Source organism: Streptomyces sp. NPDC003393, from assembly GCF_053589015.1.
Window position 1 is genome coordinate 366780 of the sequence record NZ_JBSFRB010000002.1, and the last position, 16217, is coordinate 382996.

Sequence of the window (16217 nt, forward strand, 5' to 3'; positions counted from 1 at the left end):
TCACCAGCGGTGAGGGGGTGCCGGGTGTGTATCGCACCGGGCGCCCCCTCACCACGTCACGCCGCTGTCATGGCCCGCGTATGACATCTGTCATCCCGCAGTCAGGATCCGCGACACTGCCCCGCACCCCGGCCCCCCGGCCAGGATGGGGCCATGACGATGACAGCGGAGACCGCCACCGCGATCGCGGTGGTGGCGTTCGACCAGGTGACCAAGAGCTACGGCGACGTACGGGCCGTGGACGGGCTGACGCTCGCCCTGCACCCCGGGGAGACCGTGGCGCTGCTGGGGCCGAACGGGGCCGGCAAGTCGACCACCCTCGACCTGCTGCTCGGCCTCAAGCATGCCGACAGCGGCTCGGTCGCCGTCTTCGGCACCAGCCCCCGGGAGGCGATCGTCGCCGGGCGCGTGGGCGCCATGCTCCAGAGCGGCGGGCTGATGGAGGAGGTCACCGTCGCCGAACTGGTGCGGCTGGCCTGCGACCTGCACCCCAAGCGGTTCAAGGTCGACGACGTGCTGGCCCGCGCCGGGATCGCCCAGATCGCGGACCGCAAGGTCAACAAGCTCTCCGGCGGCCAGGCGCAGCGGGTCCGTTTCGCCCTCGCCACCGCCGGTGACAGCGACCTGATCGTCCTGGACGAGCCCACCACCGGCATGGACGTCTCCGCCCGTCAGGCCTTCTGGGCCACCATGCGCGAGCAGGCCGACCAGGGCCGTACGGTCCTGTTCGCCACCCACTACCTGGAAGAGGCCGACGCCATCGCCGACCGGGTGCTGGTGCTGCACCGCGGCCGGCTGCTGGCCGACGGCACCGCCGCCGAGATCAAGGCGAAGGCCGGCGCCCGCAGCGTCCGCTTCGACCTGGAGGGCGCCATCGACGAGGCCGCCCTGCGCGCCCTGCCCTTCCTGACCGCGATCGACGTGTCGGGCCAGACCGTGCGCATCCAGTCCTCCGACGCCGACGCGACCGTCCACGCCTTGTACGGGCTCGGCGTCTACCCCCGCAATCTCGAAGTCGCCGGGCTCGGTCTCGAGCAGGCGTTCGTCGCCATCACCGAGGCCGAGGAGGCCAAGCAGCCGTGAACAGCCTGATCAAGCTGGAGCTCGCGCGCGCCCTGCGCAACCGCAAGTTCCTGTTCTTCTCCGTGCTCTACCCCTCGATCCTGTTCCTGATCATCGCCGGGCAGGCCGACAGCACCACCGACGTCGACGGCAGCGGCCTGACCCTGCCGACGTACATGATGGTCTCCATGGCCTCCTTCGGGGCCCTGACCGCCGTGCTCATGGGCAACAGCGAGCGCATCGCCAAGGAGCGGGAGAGCGGCTGGGTGCGCCAGCTCCGGCTGACCTCCCTGCCGGGCCGCGGCTACGTCCTCGCCAAGACCGCCAGCGCCGCCGTGGTCAGCCTGCCGTCCATCGTCGTCGTCTTCGCGGTCGCCGCCGCCGTCAAGGACGTCCGCCTGGAGGCCTGGCAGTGGCTCGCCCTGACCGGCGCGATCTGGGCCGGCAGCCTCGTCTTCGCCGCCCTCGGGGTCGCCATCGGATACCTCGCCACGGGCGACGCGGTCCGCCCGATCACCATGATCGTCTACTTCGGCCTGTCCCTGCTCGGCGGCCTGTGGATGCCGGCCACCACCTTCCCCCAGTGGCTCCAGGACATCGCCGAGTGGCTGCCGACGCACGCGTACGCTGCACTGGGGCAGGCCATCGAGCAGAGCCAGGCCCCGAACAGCAAGGACATCGCCATCCTGGTCGCCTTCTTCGCCCTCTTCGCGGGCGGCGCGGCCTGGCTGTACCGGAAGGACACGCTGAAGGCGTGAGCATCATGACCCAGGACCGGGCGCGGGAGCGGGACGAGAACACATGGGGCATCGGCCGGCCGCCCCGCAACCGGCGGGAGCTGCTGCGCAAGGCCCTCTGGATCGGGGTCTGGCTGGTCTTCCTGAGCGCGCCGGTCGGCGACCTGGCCGCCGGGAACCACTCGCCCTCCGCCACCGCGGCCGGCTGGGCGGGCCTGGCGACCTTCGTCGTGGCCTACATGGTGCTGGTCTTCCGGAACATGGGACGGCCGTTCGCCCGGACCGTGGTCGTCTCGCTCATCTGCTTCCTCGGCGTCCTGGCGATCGTGCTCTGCCTCACACTGGGCGGCGCATGGCTCGGTCTGTTCTGCTACGTCTCCGTCGCCTGCGGGGCGACCCTCTCGGTCCGCGCCGCCTCCTGGGCGGTCCCGGCCACGGCCGCCGTGATGACGCTGGTCGGGTGGCGCACGGACCTGGAGGCGACCAAGAACCTGGTCCTGCTGGTGCTGCTGATCGGCTTCGCGATGACCGGCGTGGGCCAGCTGGTGCGCACCACCGTCGAGCTGCGCCAGGCCCGCGCCACCGTCGCCCACCTGGCCGCCAACGAGGAACGCCTGCGCCTCGCCCGCGACCTGCACGACCTGCTCGGCCACTCGCTCTCCCTGATCACGCTGAAGAGCGAGCTGGCCGGCCGGATGCTGCCCGGCCGGCCCGACCAGGCCGCCCAGCAGGTCGCCGACATCGAGCAGGTCAGCCGGCAGGCCCTCGTCGACGTCCGCGAGGCCGTCACCGGCTACCGCCGCCCCCGCCTGGCTGCCGAGCTGGCCGGCGTGCGGGTCGCGCTGACCGCCGCCGGAGTGAGCGCGCAACTGCCCGCCGAGCCCGACCTGACGGCCGTGCCCGAGGAGAGCGAGTCGGCGCTCGCCTGGGCGCTGCGCGAGGCGGTCACCAACGTCGTACGGCACAGCGGCGCCCGGCGCTGCGCCGTGGAGGTCGTCCGCCGCCAGACCCTGGACGGCCCGACGCTGGAACTGTCCGTCGAGGACGACGGCTCGGGCGGTTCCGGCGAGGGCCCCGGCAACGGTCTGACGGGCCTGACCGAGCGCCTCGAGAAGGCCGGCGGCACGCTGGAGGCGGGCCGCGTCAAGCGTGGCTTCCGGCTTGTCGCCCGCGTCCCCGCCGGTGCCGCGGCGGACGTAGGATCCCGGGCATGAGCAGTGCGATCAAGGTCCTTCTCGCCGAGGACCAGTCCATGGTCCGTGAGGCCCTGGCCGCCCTCCTCGGTCTCGAGGAGGACATCGAGGTCGTCGCCCAGGTGGCCCGCGGGGACGAGGTCGTGGCCGCCGCGCACGCCCACGGCGTCGACGTGGCCCTGCTCGACATCGAGATGCCCGGCTGCACCGGCATCGAGGCCGCGGCCCGGCTCCACGCGGAGCTGCCCGCGGTCAAGCTGGTCGTCCTCACCACCTTCGGCCGCCCCGGCTATCTGCGCAGCGCCATGGAGGCGGGCGCCGACGCGTTCCTGGTCAAGGACGCCCCCGCGGCCCAGCTCGCCGAGGCGGTGCGCAAGGTGCTGGCCGGCGAGCGGGTCATCGACCCCACGCTCGCCGCCGCGGCCCTGGCCGAGGGCGCCAACCCGCTGACCGACCGGGAACGCGAGGTCCTGCGCGCCGCCGCCGACGGCTCCACCAACGCCGAACTGGCCAAGGCCCTCCACCTCTCCCAGGGCACGGTCCGCAACTACCTCTCCACCGCCATCCAGAAACTGGCGGCCCGCAACAGGACGGAAGCGGTCCGCATAGCGCGGGAGAAGGGCTGGCTCTGACACGGCCGCGGGCAGCCGCGCCCGACGCGGAGCGGCACGGCCGGCAGCACCCCGCAGCCGCGGGCCGGCGCACCGCTCAGTTCAACAGCGCCCGCGCCGCCCGAGCCTGCCCCCGCACCCGTTCCGCCGCCGCCTCGTCCGCCGCGCCGACCACCTCGGCGTACGCCTCCAGCTCCCGCGCCCCGCCCAGGAAGTCCGCCCGCTGCACCAGCAGCTGCGCCCGCTCGTACCGCAGCCGCGCCGGATGCGACGGCAGCAGCAGCGACAGGTCCACCGCCCACAGCGCCACGTCGGAGCGTTCGGGCCGCGCCGCGGCCCAGGCCCGGATGTTGTTCAGGATCCGCAGCACGACGTCCAGCGGGTCCGCCGGAGTGAGCATCGAAGGGTGCAGCGGGGACCCGGTGGCCCCGACGACCAGCAGCTCCGCGTCCGCCCCGGTGAGCACCCTGCCCCCGTCGAACGGGTCGGCGAGCACCTGCTCCTCCGCCGTGCCGAACCCCACCACGAAGTGACCGGGCAGTGCCACCCCGTAGACCGGCGCGCCGGCCCGCCGCGCGACCTCCATCCACACCATCGACAGCAGGATGGGCAGCCCGCGCCGCCGCCGCAGCACCTCGTGCAGCAGGGAGGACTCCAGGCGCTGGTAGTCGGCGGCCGAGCCGTGGAAGCCGTAGCGGCCGCCGAGCAGATCGCGCAGGGCCTGGGCCCACGCCCGGGGGCCGCCCGGCCGGTACGGCAGCTGCCCGGCCAGGTCGTCCAGTTCCAGCTGCGCCGTGTCCAGGCCGGCCTCGTCCAGGGTCCCGTCGGCCGTCGCGCCCACCAGCAGGCACAGCACCGACAGGTCGGGCCGCTCGGACCGCGCCTCCTCGGCGAACCGCCGGCGCAGCGCGGCGGCCCGTTCGGGGGGCGGCGGCGGGGGACAGGAGGGACGTATGGCTGGCATGGCAGGCTCTTGCCCTTTCACGGCGGCGTCACGCGGTCGGACGCCGAACGGGCGGACGTCACACGAGGTGCGTCACGCGGACGTCGGCGGCGGCGACGCGGGCTCCCGGTAGTGGTGGTAGGCGTGGTGTGCCGTGAAGCCGCTGCCGGCGTACAGCGCGCGCGCTCCCGCGTTGTCGGCCTCCACCTGGAGGCACGCGGCCGACGCCCCCTCCGCGAGGGCCTGCCGGGCGAGCGCGGCCATGACGGTGGTGGCCAGACCCTGCCGCCGCCGCGCCGGATCCACCTCCACGGCGGCGAACGACGCCCACCGCCCGTCGACGACACACCGCCCGATCGCGGCAGGTGCCTCCCCGGCCGCGCCGGGCACCGTCGCGAACCACACCGAGGGCCCGCTGCCCAGGACCTTCAGGGCCACCTCGCTCACCCCCTTGCGCTGGTAGCGCGCAAGCCATGCCTCGTCGGCCGTGCGGGACAGCACGACCCCGGAGCCCTCGGACCGGTCCGCGACCGGCGCAAGCGCCCCGGTCCACAGTTCGGCGGTCACCTCGCGCACCCAGACGCGCCGCTCCAGCTCCGCGCACAGCACTTCCTGCGTGCGCTCGGCTCCGGTGGCCACCTGGATGTACGCGGGCAGGCCGCGTTCCTGGTACCAGCGTCGTACGGCGGTCAGTGCCTCGTCGAGCGGAAGACCGGGATCGCCGAGCGGCAGCACGGAGTTGGCCCGCCGCGTGAAGCCCGCCCGTCGCCCGGCCACCACCCCCCACGGACGCTCTCCCAGAGCCGCACGCCTGGGGGGACCCCCGTCGCGCGGCACCTCCTGGACCGCCGCCCGCAGCTCCCACTCGCCGAGCCGCTCGCTCTCCACCGGCCGCCAGGCCCGCGCGGTGATCCGCGCGAGCTCCTCGTAGGTCGCCGCGGGGCCCCGGCGGCGGGCCGCGGCGGTCGGGGGACGGGCGGGCACGACCTTCCCGGCGACCAGCGAGGACTCCGCGATCCGCACCGTCTCGCCGCTCTTGCGTGTGATCAGCAGCACACCCTTGTCCCATGATATGAGAACACCCACCGTGTCGGTGAACTTCTCACCCGTTCCACCAGGTTCGCTCAACCGCCGTACCGAGACCCGTTTGCCCACGTCAGCAGCGGTGATACGAACTTCGAAGCGTCCTGTCGACGAGATTTCCACAGGTCAGTTCACCCCTCCTGTTCGGATCATGCCCCGGAACGGAGATACTAGGGGCGGGCATCGACGACGCCGCGCTCCCGCGCGCCAGGCGGCGGAGCCTGTGGAGGCCCGCCAGCGCCCTATCGAGGAGGAACGACAGCGTGACCTACGTCATCGCGCAGCCTTGTGTCGACGTCAAGGACAAGGCGTGCATCGAGGAGTGCCCGGTCGACTGCATCTACGAGGGCCAGCGGTCCTTGTACATCCACCCGGACGAATGCGTCGACTGCGGAGCCTGCGAGCCGGTCTGCCCGGTCGAGGCGATCTTCTACGAGGACGACGTGCCGGAGGAGTGGAAGGACTACTACAAGGCGAACGTCGAGTTCTTCGACGAGCTCGGCTCTCCCGGCGGCGCCAGCAAGCTGGGGCTGATCGAGCGCGACCACCCCGTCGTCGCCGCGCTGCCGCCGCAGGGCGAGTAACCCTCAAGCGGCCCGCACACCGCGCCGCCTCGGTCCCGTACGGCCTGATCGCCTCCGGCGCTTCGGACTGCCGTACGGGACCGAGGCGTTCGCCGTACCGGGCGCACGCCACCGAAGAAAGTGAGCCTGATTCCCGTGTCCGCAGTCTCCGACCGCCCTTCCGCCGCCCGCCACCCCTCGTCCGGGCAGTCGCTTCGCGACCGTCTTCCGGTCTTCCCTTGGGACAGGCTCGAGCCGTACAAGAAGACCGCCGCGGCGCACCCGGACGGCATCGTCGACCTGTCGGTCGGCACCCCGGTCGACCCGGTCCCCGAGCTGATCCAGAAGGCGCTGATCGCGGCGGCCGACTCGCCGGGCTACCCGACGGTGTGGGGTACGTCCGAGCTGCGCGACGCGATCACCGCCTGGACCGAGCGCCGTCTGGGCGCGCGCGGGATCACCCACCGCCACGTCCTGCCGGTCGTCGGGTCCAAGGAACTGGTCGCCTGGCTGCCCACACAGCTCGGTCTCGGCCCCGGCGACAAGGTCGCCTTCCCGCGCCTGGCCTACCCCACCTACGAGGTCGGCGCCCGTCTGGCCCGCACGGACCACGTGGCCTACGACGATCCGACAGAGCTGGACCCGACGAACCTCAGGCTCCTGTGGCTGAACTCGCCCTCCAACCCCACGGGCCGGGTCCTGACCGCTCAGGAGCTGACGCGGATCGTCGCCTGGGCCCGCGAACACAACGTCCTGCTCTTCTCCGACGAGTGCTACCTGGAGCTGGGCTGGGAGGTCGACCCGGTCTCGGTCCTGCGCCCCGACGTCAACGGCGGCTCCTACGAGGGCATCGTCGCGGTGCACTCGTTGTCGAAGCGCTCGAACCTGGCGGGCTACCGCGCGGCGTTCCTGGCCGGTGACCCGGCGGTCCTCGGCCCGCTGCTGGAGATCCGCAAGCACGGCGGCATGATGACCTCCGCGCCGACCCAGGCCGCGGCGGTGGCCGCCCTGGGCGACGACACGCACGTCCGCGAGCAGCGCGAGCGCTACGCCGCCCGGCGGACCGCTCTCCGCCGGGCCCTGCTCTCCCACGGCTTCCGCATCGAGCACAGCGAGGCCAGTCTCTACCTGTGGGCCACGAGGGACGAGTCCTGCTGGGACACGGTCTCCCACCTGGCCGAACGGGGCATCCTGGTCGCCCCCGGCGACTTCTACGGCCCGGCGGGCGACAGGTTCGTCCGGGTGGCCCTCACCGCCACGGACGAGCGAGTGGCGGCAGCGGTCGCCCGCCTGTGACCTGGCCGTGGGCAGTCGTTCCGCAGGCTGACCCGGGCACCTTCCCGTCCCTCGGACCACGGGGGAGGGCGGGCGCGGCCTCCGGCTCCCGTGACCGTGCAAGGCAACGGGGTTCAGGGAAACCCTGGACCCCGTGCCGCACCGGCGGCTCTCAGCCGAGCGGCAGACCGGAGACCGGCAGCCCCTGCACCGGCCCCCCGCCCTTCGTGGCCGTCTTCGTCGCGTCACCGAGCAGACCACCCGCGGCCCCCGCCGCGTCGCCCGCCGCCTTCCGCGCCACCGGCGTCGCCTTCTTCACGAGCTTGCCGCCGGGCCTGCCCGCGGCCGGCACCGCCTGCTGGACCGCCTTGCCGCCGGTGTCGCCCGCGACCCCGGTGACGTGCTGCGCCGCACCGCCCACGGTGCCGCCGACGTTCGCCCCGTCCAGGGCGGTCAGGCCACCGAGGTTCGGGGTGGCCGGCAGCGCGGGGGCAGCGCCGGCGGAGCCGGCCGCACCGACCCCGGCGGCCGCTCCCGCAGCGACGAGCAGCGCGGCACGGGCGATCCGGCGGGTCAAGGGGAGGGACATGTTGCTCCTTCGACGGATGAGAACTCTGAACTGTCCTGCTCGGCCCGGTAGCTGAGGTCGATGTGCGACCGTGGCGGCCGCCGCCCGGCCGGGCTCGGACGCAGTGACTACCGCTCGAAGGGCACGAAGGTTGCGGCGACCCGATGTAAAGAATTGGCAATGCGTCGCATTATCGGTTGGGGCGGAAACCGGATAAAGAGGTCGGAACCAGGGGTGTGGCCGCACCGCGCTGAATCCTTACGTCGCAGCGCTCCCAAGGGCCGCGGCAACCACAGGAGTGACGGCGCGAAAACCTGCGCGCCCCGGCGGTCCGGCCCGCGTCCCACAATCCCGACGGGTGACGAGCCGTACGTCCGTACCAGGTCCTGTCGTCACGTTTCCGTCGTCCGCCCGAGGCCGGGCACAGCACTAGCGTGCGGTGGTGATACGTACGGCCGCCGCGTCCTGCCCGGTGCCTCCCTCCGCGTTCTTCGCGTCGGTCGTGCGCCAGCCGACGTCGGTGAACCCGGCGGTCCACTCCCGTCCGGCGTAGGAGACGCGTTCGATGTGCAGCGCCGAGGCGTTGGCCACCGCCCAGTGCGCCAGCTGCCAGCCGCGCTGCACCGCGCTGCGCCCGTCGGCGGTTCCCGTGCCGGTGCCGTCGCCCACCGGCAGGGTCACGGTCCGGCCGTCCCCGCCGGACGCCGCGCCCGGCGAGGGCGTCGTCCTCGGCTTCGGCGAGGAGGCCTCGCTGCCGCCCACCTCGGCGCCGGCCTCCTGGAGCACCTCCCGCCCGAAGTCGCGGACGAGCGCGGCCCGTACCGCGTCCGGCCCGGAGGCACGGGTGGGGCCCGGACGGCCCTTGCAGGTCAGGGTGGCCGCGGAGCGCCCGGTGAGCGCGGCGGCGAGCAGGGTGGCGTCCGGCTCGTGCTTGGCGTATGCCTGCGGGAAGCCGCTGCGCTGCACCCGCTGCGCGGCCACGGTGAGCGGCAGTCTCGTGTAGCCCGGGACCTTGGCCAGGTGCTCGTAGAACACTCCGGCCGCGTACGTCGGCTCCATGATCTGCTTCGGCGTTCCCCAGCCCTGCGAGGGCCGCTGCTGGAACAGCCCCAGGGAGTCCCGGTCGCCGTGCCGGATGTTGCGCAGGCCCGACTCCTGAAGGGCGGTCGCCAGCGCGATCGTCACCGCCCGCTCGGGCATCCCGCGCCCGGTGCCGACGGCCGCGATCGTCGCGGCGTTCACCGCCTGCTCCGGGGTGAACCGATAGCCGGGGCCGTCGTCGTCGGCGGAGACGACCTTGCAGCCCGGTCTTCCCGTGCCGCCGGTGAGGTACTGCACGACGAGGTATCCCGCGACCGCGAGCAGGACGACCAGGGCCGCCCCGATCCTGAGGAGGCGGCCACGACGCTTCGAAGGGGCGGACGGCTCTGGCACGCGTACAAGGTACTGGAGACGGATGGGGCCATCGAGGCCTGTGAGAACAAGACGCGGCCGCGTTCCGGACGTTGACCGGGTTAGGGTCGACGCCATGGCCGATACCCCACTTGACCTCACGCTGGACGCCGCGCGGCTGACCGCGCAGCTCGTCGACTTCCCCTCGGAGAGCGGCACGGAGAAGCCGCTGGCCGACGCGATCGAGACCGCGCTGCGCGCCCTGCCGCACCTGACCGTCGACCGGCTCGGCAACAACGTCGTCGCCCGGACGAACCTCGGCCGGTCCCAGCGCGTCGTCCTGGCCGGCCACATCGACACCGTCCCCATCGCCGGCAACGTCCCCTCCCGGCTCGACGAGAACGGGGTGCTCTGGGGCTGCGGCACCTGCGACATGAAGTCCGGGGTGGCCGTCCAGCTGCGCATCGCGGCCACGGTCCCCGCCCCCAACCGCGACCTGACCTTCGTCTTCTACGACAACGAGGAGGTCGCCGCGGAGCTGAACGGCCTGGGGCGCGTCGCCGACGCCCGTCCGGAGTGGCTGGAAGGCGACTTCGCGGTCCTGCTGGAGCCTTCCGACGGCGAGGTCGAGGGCGGCTGCCAGGGCACCCTGCGCGTGCTGCTGAGGACCAGGGGCGAGCGGGCCCACTCGGCGCGCGGCTGGATGGGCTCCAACGCCATCCACGCGGCGGCCCCGATCCTCGCGCGCCTTGCGTCGTACGAACCCCGCCACCCGGTCATCGACGGGCTGGAGTACCGCGAGGGCCTCAACGCGGTCGGCGTCTCCGGCGGCGTGGCGGGCAACGTCATCCCCGACGAGTGCGTCGTCACCGTCAACTTCCGCTACGCCCCCGACCGTACGGAGGAGGAGGCGATCGCCCACGTCCGCGAGGTCTTCGCGGACTGCGGGGTGGAGGAGTTCGTGGTCGACGACCACAGCCCCGGCGCCCTGCCCGGCCTGAGCCACCCGGCCGCCGCGGCGTTCGTCGAGGCGGTCGGCGGCACCCCGAAGCCCAAGTACGGCTGGACGGACGTGTCCCGCTTCTCGGCGGTCGGCGTCCCGGCCGTCAACTACGGACCCGGGAACCCGATCCTCGCGCACAAGAAGGACGAGCGGGTGGAGACGGCGAAGATCCTGGCCGGTGAGGAGCGCCTGCGGGCCTGGCTGACCACCTGACCACCCGACCGCCCGACCGCCTGTCCGGCCGTCCCACCCGTCCGCCTGATCGTCCGACGGCCGCGGGGAGCTCTCCCCCGGTTCCTCACGGCGGACATGCCGAGGTCCCCCGCCGGTAACCCGCGTAGATCTACGCTGAAGTGGAACGTCCCCCCGAGGTCCCGGCCCCGGCCGGTCCCGGGGGAGGCCCGAACGCGGAGGGAGTGCACATGCCTACAGGCAACCCCGAGGGCAAGAAGCGGCCACCGGACGAGCAGCGCACGGGACCGGTCCTCCTGCGGCGGGGCCAGGTCCAGGCCAGCACCACCGACCAGCGACTGCTGGACGAGCGCGCCCCCACCGACTGGGTGCACACCGACCCCTGGCGGGTGCTGCGCATCCAGTCGGAGTTCATCGAGGGCTTCGGCACGCTGGCGGAACTGCCACCCGCGATCAGTGTGTTCGGTTCGGCCCGCACGCCCGTCCACTCGCCCGAGTACGAGGCCGGCGTGCGGCTGGGACGCGGCCTGGTCGAGGCGGGCTTCGCGGTGATCACCGGCGGTGGCCCGGGCGCCATGGAGGCCGCGAACAAGGGCGCCTGGGAGGCCGGCGGCACCTCGGTGGGCCTGGGTATCGAGCTCCCCTTCGAGCAGGGCCTGAACCCCTACGTCGACGTCGGGCTCAACTTCCGCTACTTCTTCGTCCGCAAGATGATGTTCGTGAAGTACGCGCAGGGGTTCGTGGTCCTCCCCGGCGGCCTCGGCACCCTCGACGAGCTCTTCGAGGCGCTCACCCTCGTCCAGACCCAGAAGGTCACCGGCTTCCCGATCGTCCTCTTCGGCACCGCCTACTGGGGCGGCCTGGTCGACTGGCTGAAGCACACCCTCATCGCCGAGGGCAAGGCCGCGGCAGCGGACCTGAACCTCTTCCACGTGACGGACGACGTGGACGAGGCCGTCGCCCTGATGTCGAAGGAGGCGGGCAGGTAGCGGGGGCTCGCGGGCTCCGGGCCGGTGCCCGAGGGGTCCGCGGTGCTTCGGGCGCGGGTCCGTGCCTGGGCGCGGCCCCGCCGCGTGACGCGCCCGGCCCCGCCCACCCGCGCTCGACAAAGCGCCCCTCGGGCGTGTGGGGGCGAAGCCCTCCGGGGCGGGAAGGCCGCAGCGGCCGGGGGCGGGAAAGGTCCTACGCCAGCCCCCGCCGGGCCACGGCCGGGGCCCGGTGCCCCGCGATGGCCGCCACCATGTCCAGCACCTGCCGGGTCTCGGCGACCTCGTGCACCCGGTACACCTGGGCCCCCAGCCACGCCGAGACAGCCGTGGTGGCCAGCGTGCCCAGCACCCGCTCCTTCACCGGCTTGTCCAGCGTCTCTCCCACGAAGTCCTTGTTGGACAAGGACACCAGCACCGGCCATCCGGTGGCGACCATCTCGTCCAGCCGCCGCGTCGCCTCCAGGCTGTGCCGCGTGTTCTTCCCGAAGTCGTGCCCGGGATCGATCAGCACCGACTCCCGGGGCACGCCGAGCGCCACGGCCCGCTCGGCCAGCCCCAGGGTCACCCGCAGGATGTCGGCCATGACGTCGTCGTACGTCACCCGGTGCGGCCGGGTCCGCGGCTCTGCGCCGCCCGCGTGCGTGCACACCAGTCCCACCTCGTACCGCGCCGCGACCTCGGCGAGGCGCGGGTCCACGCCGCCCCACGCGTCGTTGAGCAGATCCGCCCCGGCCTCGCAGACCGCCTCGCCGACCTCGGCGCGCCAGGTGTCGACGCTGATCACCACGTCCGGGAAGCGCCGCCGCACCTCGGCCACGAAGCCGACCGTGCGCCGGGCCTCCTCCTCGGCGGTGACCTCCTCGCCGGGCCCGGCCTTCACCCCGCCGATGTCGACGATCGCGGCGCCCTCGGCGACCGCCTGTTCCACGCGGGCCAGGGCCGGCTCGTCACGGAACGTCGCCCCCTGGTCGTAGAAGGAGTCAGGGGTCCGGTTGACGATCGCCATGATCACCGGCTCGTGCGCGTCGAATTCACGCCTGCCCAGCCTGAGCATCCCCTGTGACCTCTTCTCGTGCGGTGCGATACGTTCCGGCCTGCGGCCGCCTGCGACCCTAACTGTCAGCGTCGCATGGCACGATCGGACCTCGACACTTACGACAGACTCCGGACTCCGTGGGGACCCCAGCGATGGTTATGTTCTTGTTCCTGGTCGTCGCGCTCGCGGTCGTGGTCGCCGCGGTGACACTCGCGGTGGTGGGCGGCGGTGAGGGCGCCGGTCCGCTGCCCGAGGCCGCGCCCGAGCGGTTGCACGACCCGCTGCCGCCGGACCGCCGGGTGAGGCGCGCCGACGTGGAGTTCCTGCGTTTCCCGCTCGCCCTGCGCGGTTACCGCATGGCGGACGTGGACGACGCGCTCGGCCGGCTGGGCGCGGAACTGGCCGAGCGTGACGCCCGGATCGCCGACCTGGAGTCCGCACTGGCCGGCGCCCGGGCCGCCGCGGCCCACGTTCGCATGGCCAAGCCCGACCCGGAGGACCAGCAGTGACGGAGAGTTCGGCGACCGAGCGCACGGTGACCGGCGCCCCGGTGACCGAGGAACAGGTGAACGACGACACGGTGACCGGCGGCATGGTGACGGCCGGTGCCGCGCTGGCCGGGCCGGACGGCGCCCTGCGCTGCCCGTGGGCGCTGTCCGCGGCGGAGTACGTGGCCTACCACGACGAGGAGTGGGGCCGCGCGGTCCACGGCGACGACGCCCTCTACGAGCGCCTCAGCCTGGAGGCCTTCCAGTCGGGGCTGTCGTGGATCACCATCCTGCGCCGCCGGCCCGGCTTCCGCGCCGCCTTCGCCGGCTTCCGGATCGCCGAGGTGGCCGAGTTCACCGACGCCGACCGCGAGCGTCTGCTCGCCGACGCGGGCATCATCCGCAACCGCGCCAAGATCGACGCGACCCTCGCCAACGCGCGTGTGCTCGCCGAGTGGTCCCCGGGCGAGCTGGACGCCCTCATCTGGTCGCACGCGCCCGACCCGGCCGGCCGGCCGGTCCCGAAGACGCTCTCCGACGTCCCGGCGGTCACCCCGGAGTCCACGGCCCTGTCCAAGGCCCTGAAGAAGCGCGGACTGCGCTTCGTCGGCCCGACGACGGCCTATGCCCTGATGCAGGCGTGCGGGCTGGTCGACGACCACCTCCTGGACTGCGTCGCCCGCCGCCGCCCGTGACCTCCGGGGCGGCAGCGGGCCGGGTCCGCGGTCAGCGCCCCAGGTACTTCGGCCTCTCCTTGTTCACGAAGGCCTGCACGGCGATGGCGTGGTCCTCGGACCGTCCCGCCAGCGTCTGGAGCTCGTCCTCCTTCTCCAGCGTCTCCTCCAGGGAGTGCGTCAGGCCGTGGGCCACGGACTCCTTGAGCGCGGCGTACGCCAGCGTCGGACCCTCCGCCAGTGCCCGCGCCACCTTCTCGGCCTCGGCGCGCAGCTCGTCCGCCGCCACGACGCGGTTGGCGATTCCCAGCTCGTACGCCTCCTGGGCGGAGATGCTGCGCGGGAAGAGCAGCAGGTCCATGGCGCGGCTCGGCCCGACGACCCGCGGCAGGGTCCAGGAGATGCCGGAGTCGGCGGTGAGGGCCACGCCCGCGAACGAGGTGTTGAAGGCCGCCGTCGCCGCCACGATCCGGTAGTCGGCGGCGAGCGCGAAGCCGAGGCCGGCCCCGGCGGCGACCCCGTTCACGGCGGCGACCACCGGCTTCCGGGCGCCGGCGAGCGCCCGCACGATCGGGTTGTAGTGCTCCCGGACGGTGCTCATCGTCTGCCCGGACCCGGCCTCGCGGTCGGCGGTCAGCAGCCCGATGTGCTCCTTGAGGTCCTGGCCCACGCAGAACGCCCTGTCCCCGGCGGCGGTCAGGAGCACGGCCCGTACGCCGTCGTCGTCCGCCGCGGACCGGACCGCGTCCCGCAGGGCGGCCTTCGTCGCGATGTTCAGCGCGTTCATCGCCTCCGGGCGGTTCAGCGTGATCGTCGCGAGCCCGTCGCTCACCTCGTAGAGCACGGTGTCGGCCATGGGGCATCCCCTCCGGTGTCGCGGCTGTCGACGTACCGTTCGGTACGCCCTCCGAAGGACAGCATGACGGAGATCACCGACGGGAGCGCGGAGCCGACGTGTGACCTGCGTCAAACAATTTCCCCGGGCCGATCGCCGGGGAATGTCCGTGCGGGGGCGCAGTATCGCAGCCACATCGCCGAATTGAGTGGTTTTGCTCGCGCGCGTTGCCCAAGCGATGCCAACCGATGTTGGTCATCGGGTCCTGAGATGCGGGATAATGGCCGGGAAGCAATGTGTTCGATGCCGGTGTCGCGTGTCCTGGGCCGTTGTGGACGAGGACCGCGCGTGCCCTTCGGTGGGCCGTCGGCTTTGACGATGAGCTGGGTTTCAGGAAGGGGAACGAGCATGGCGGCCATGAAGCCGCGGACGGGTGATGGCCCGCTCGAGGTGACCAAGGAGGGGCGGGGCATCGTCATGCGCGTTCCGCTCGAAGGCGGCGGTCGACTCGTCGTCGAGCTGACCCCTGACGAGGCCGACGCGCTCGGCGACGCCCTCAAGAAGGTCGTCGGCTGACGCGCGAGCGATCACACACTTTTCGGCTGCCCCGGCACCCTCACGCGGTGCCGGGGCGGCTTTTTTTGCGATGCCGGGCCGGTGGGAGCCGGTCGGTGCGTCGGGTGGTGTGCCGGTAGGCGGCTGGCCGGGTTGGTCAGCGTCTGACCGCGCACAGGAGGCCGTCGCCCACCGGGAGCAGCGACGGCAGGAGGTCGGGGCTCTCACGGACCGTGCGCAGGAGCTCCCGCAGCCGCAGGACCTCCGCCGGCTGCGGTCCGGAGTCCACCGTCCGCCCGTGCGCGAAGACGCCCTCGAAGACGACGAGGCCGCCCGGGCGCAGCAGGCGCAACGATTCAGCTAGGTACTCGGGGAACTCCTGCCGGTCGCCGTCGCAGAAGACCAGGTCGTACCCCGCGTCCGCGAGCCGGGGCAGCACGTCCAGGGCGCGGCCGGGGATGAACCGGGCCCGGTTGCTGGCGAAGCCGGCGGCGCGGAAGGCCTGGCGGGCCGACTGCTGGTGCTCCGGTTCGGTGTCGACGGTGGTCAGCACCCCGTCCGGGCGCATGCCGTTGAGCAGATGGATGCCGGAGACGCCGGTACCGGTGCCGATCTCCGCGACCGCCTTGGCGTCCACGGTCGCCGCGAGCAACCGCAGCGCCGCGCCCGCGCCGGGCGACACCGAGCGCAGGCCTGCCTCACGGGCCCGGTCGCGGGCCCAGCGCAGCGCGTCGTCCTCGGCGACATAGGCGTCGGCGAACGCCCAGTCCGTCTGCCGGTTGCCGGTAATGACCCTCTCCTGTCCCGTGGTTGCCTGGGCGTGACTGTATCCGTTGGCGGCGGGAACCCGCAGATGAGCCCGGTCGTTTGAAGGGGTGAGGAAATGCCGCGGGGCGTGACCCGGGGTGCGACGGGGGATATGGGATGGATCAGGACGAAGAGCACGTGCTGACGCGGCCGGATGAGCCGTGGCAGCACGTGTCAAATTCTCGTAAAACTGCTTATCCGGAGCTAACGG

General features: G+C 73.0%; 18 protein-coding genes. 11 read left to right on the forward strand and 7 right to left on the reverse strand.

Annotated features, from left to right (window positions below):
• The first annotated feature begins 153 nt into the window (after positions 1-153).
• Genes ACWDUZ_RS03690 through ACWDUZ_RS03705 form a run of 4 tightly spaced genes read left to right on the forward strand, consistent with a single transcriptional unit; the run spans position 154 to position 3624 of the window.
• Positions 154-1083 (forward strand): ABC transporter ATP-binding protein, encoded by a 930-nt coding sequence (locus tag ACWDUZ_RS03690; protein WP_451630121.1) that lies wholly within the window; start codon positions 154-156, stop codon positions 1081-1083.
• Positions 1080-1820: an ABC transporter permease gene (locus ACWDUZ_RS03695; protein ID WP_451630122.1), complete on the forward strand. Its 741-nt coding sequence runs from the start codon at positions 1080-1082 to the stop codon at positions 1818-1820. Before ACWDUZ_RS03690 ends, ACWDUZ_RS03695 begins: the two co-directional genes overlap by 4 nt.
• Complete coding sequence (locus ACWDUZ_RS03700) at positions 1817-3013, forward strand: sensor histidine kinase (protein ID WP_451630123.1); 1197 nt, start codon at positions 1817-1819, stop codon at positions 3011-3013. The genes ACWDUZ_RS03695 and ACWDUZ_RS03700 overlap by 4 nt, the downstream gene beginning before the upstream one ends.
• Positions 3010-3624: a response regulator gene (locus tag ACWDUZ_RS03705; protein WP_451630124.1), complete on the forward strand. Its 615-nt coding sequence runs from the start codon at positions 3010-3012 to the stop codon at positions 3622-3624. Before ACWDUZ_RS03700 ends, ACWDUZ_RS03705 begins: the two co-directional genes overlap by 4 nt.
• A 76-nt stretch (positions 3625-3700) precedes the next feature.
• On the opposite strand, the gene ACWDUZ_RS03710 is transcribed toward ACWDUZ_RS03705, so the two are convergent.
• Positions 3701-4567 carry a transglutaminase family protein gene (locus ACWDUZ_RS03710; protein ID WP_451630125.1) on the reverse strand — a complete coding sequence of 289 codons (867 nt, stop codon included), beginning with the start codon at positions 4565-4567 and terminating at the stop codon, positions 3701-3703.
• Positions 4568-4639: 72 nt separating this feature from the next.
• A complete protein-coding gene (locus ACWDUZ_RS03715; RefSeq protein WP_451630126.1) occupies positions 4640-5752 on the reverse strand; it encodes a GNAT family N-acetyltransferase in 1113 nt (370 codons plus the stop codon).
• Between the two features lie 140 nt (positions 5753-5892).
• On the opposite strand from ACWDUZ_RS03715, the gene fdxA reads away from it, so the two are divergent.
• Both fdxA and ACWDUZ_RS03725 read left to right on the forward strand, forming a co-directional pair.
• Entirely contained in the window at positions 5893-6213 is a 321-nt protein-coding gene (gene fdxA, locus ACWDUZ_RS03720) for a ferredoxin (protein ID WP_030176303.1), read from the forward strand.
• 135 nt (positions 6214-6348) lie between these two features.
• Positions 6349-7488 carry a bifunctional succinyldiaminopimelate transaminase/glutamate-prephenate aminotransferase gene (locus ACWDUZ_RS03725; protein WP_451630127.1) on the forward strand — a complete coding sequence of 380 codons (1140 nt, stop codon included), beginning with the start codon at positions 6349-6351 and terminating at the stop codon, positions 7486-7488.
• A 151-nt stretch (positions 7489-7639) separates the two neighbouring features.
• On the opposite strand, the gene ACWDUZ_RS03730 is transcribed toward ACWDUZ_RS03725, so the two are convergent.
• Both ACWDUZ_RS03730 and ACWDUZ_RS03735 read right to left on the reverse strand, forming a co-directional pair.
• Complete coding sequence (locus ACWDUZ_RS03730) at positions 7640-8056, reverse strand: ATP-binding protein (protein ID WP_451630128.1); 417 nt, start codon at positions 8054-8056, stop codon at positions 7640-7642.
• 408 nt (positions 8057-8464) lie between these two features.
• Complete coding sequence (locus ACWDUZ_RS03735; protein WP_451630129.1) at positions 8465-9469, reverse strand: heavy metal transporter; 1005 nt, start codon at positions 9467-9469, stop codon at positions 8465-8467.
• A gap of 94 nt (positions 9470-9563) precedes the next feature.
• On the opposite strand from ACWDUZ_RS03735, the gene dapE reads away from it, so the two are divergent.
• Both dapE and ACWDUZ_RS03745 read left to right on the forward strand, forming a co-directional pair.
• Complete coding sequence (gene dapE / locus ACWDUZ_RS03740) at positions 9564-10643, forward strand: succinyl-diaminopimelate desuccinylase (RefSeq protein ID WP_451630130.1); 1080 nt, start codon at positions 9564-9566, stop codon at positions 10641-10643.
• Positions 10644-10852: 209 nt separating this feature from the next.
• The gene (locus tag ACWDUZ_RS03745) at positions 10853-11611 is read left to right on the forward strand and encodes an LOG family protein (protein WP_451630131.1); all 759 of its coding nucleotides are present in this window, start codon (positions 10853-10855) and stop codon (positions 11609-11611) included.
• A 193-nt stretch (positions 11612-11804) separates the two neighbouring features.
• Here ACWDUZ_RS03745 and folP read toward each other — a convergent pair whose 3' ends face one another.
• Complete coding sequence (gene folP, locus ACWDUZ_RS03750; RefSeq protein WP_451630132.1) at positions 11805-12665, reverse strand: dihydropteroate synthase; 861 nt, start codon at positions 12663-12665, stop codon at positions 11805-11807.
• A 134-nt stretch (positions 12666-12799) separates the two neighbouring features.
• On the opposite strand from folP, the gene ACWDUZ_RS03755 reads away from it, so the two are divergent.
• The gene (locus ACWDUZ_RS03755; protein ID WP_451630133.1) at positions 12800-13156 is read left to right on the forward strand and encodes a DivIVA domain-containing protein; all 357 of its coding nucleotides are present in this window, start codon (positions 12800-12802) and stop codon (positions 13154-13156) included.
• 86 nt (positions 13157-13242) lie between these two features.
• Positions 13243-13830 (forward strand): DNA-3-methyladenine glycosylase I, encoded by a 588-nt coding sequence (locus ACWDUZ_RS03760; RefSeq protein WP_451630181.1) that lies wholly within the window; start codon positions 13243-13245, stop codon positions 13828-13830.
• A gap of 31 nt (positions 13831-13861) precedes the next feature.
• On the opposite strand, the gene chcB is transcribed toward ACWDUZ_RS03760, so the two are convergent.
• Positions 13862-14665, reverse strand: a complete 804-nt coding sequence (chcB, locus tag ACWDUZ_RS03765; RefSeq protein WP_451630134.1) for a 2-cyclohexenylcarbonyl CoA isomerase — start codon at positions 14663-14665, stop codon at positions 13862-13864.
• A gap of 387 nt (positions 14666-15052) precedes the next feature.
• Between chcB and ACWDUZ_RS03770 the strand changes: the two genes are divergently transcribed.
• Positions 15053-15220: a DUF3117 domain-containing protein gene (locus ACWDUZ_RS03770; RefSeq protein ID WP_003966491.1), complete on the forward strand. Its 168-nt coding sequence runs from the start codon at positions 15053-15055 to the stop codon at positions 15218-15220.
• Positions 15221-15356: 136 nt separating this feature from the next.
• Here the strand turns inward: ACWDUZ_RS03770 and ACWDUZ_RS03775 are convergent, their stop codons facing one another.
• Positions 15357-16052 (reverse strand): O-methyltransferase, encoded by a 696-nt coding sequence (locus tag ACWDUZ_RS03775; RefSeq protein ID WP_451630182.1) that lies wholly within the window; start codon positions 16050-16052, stop codon positions 15357-15359.
• Positions 16053-16217 lie beyond the last annotated feature (165 nt).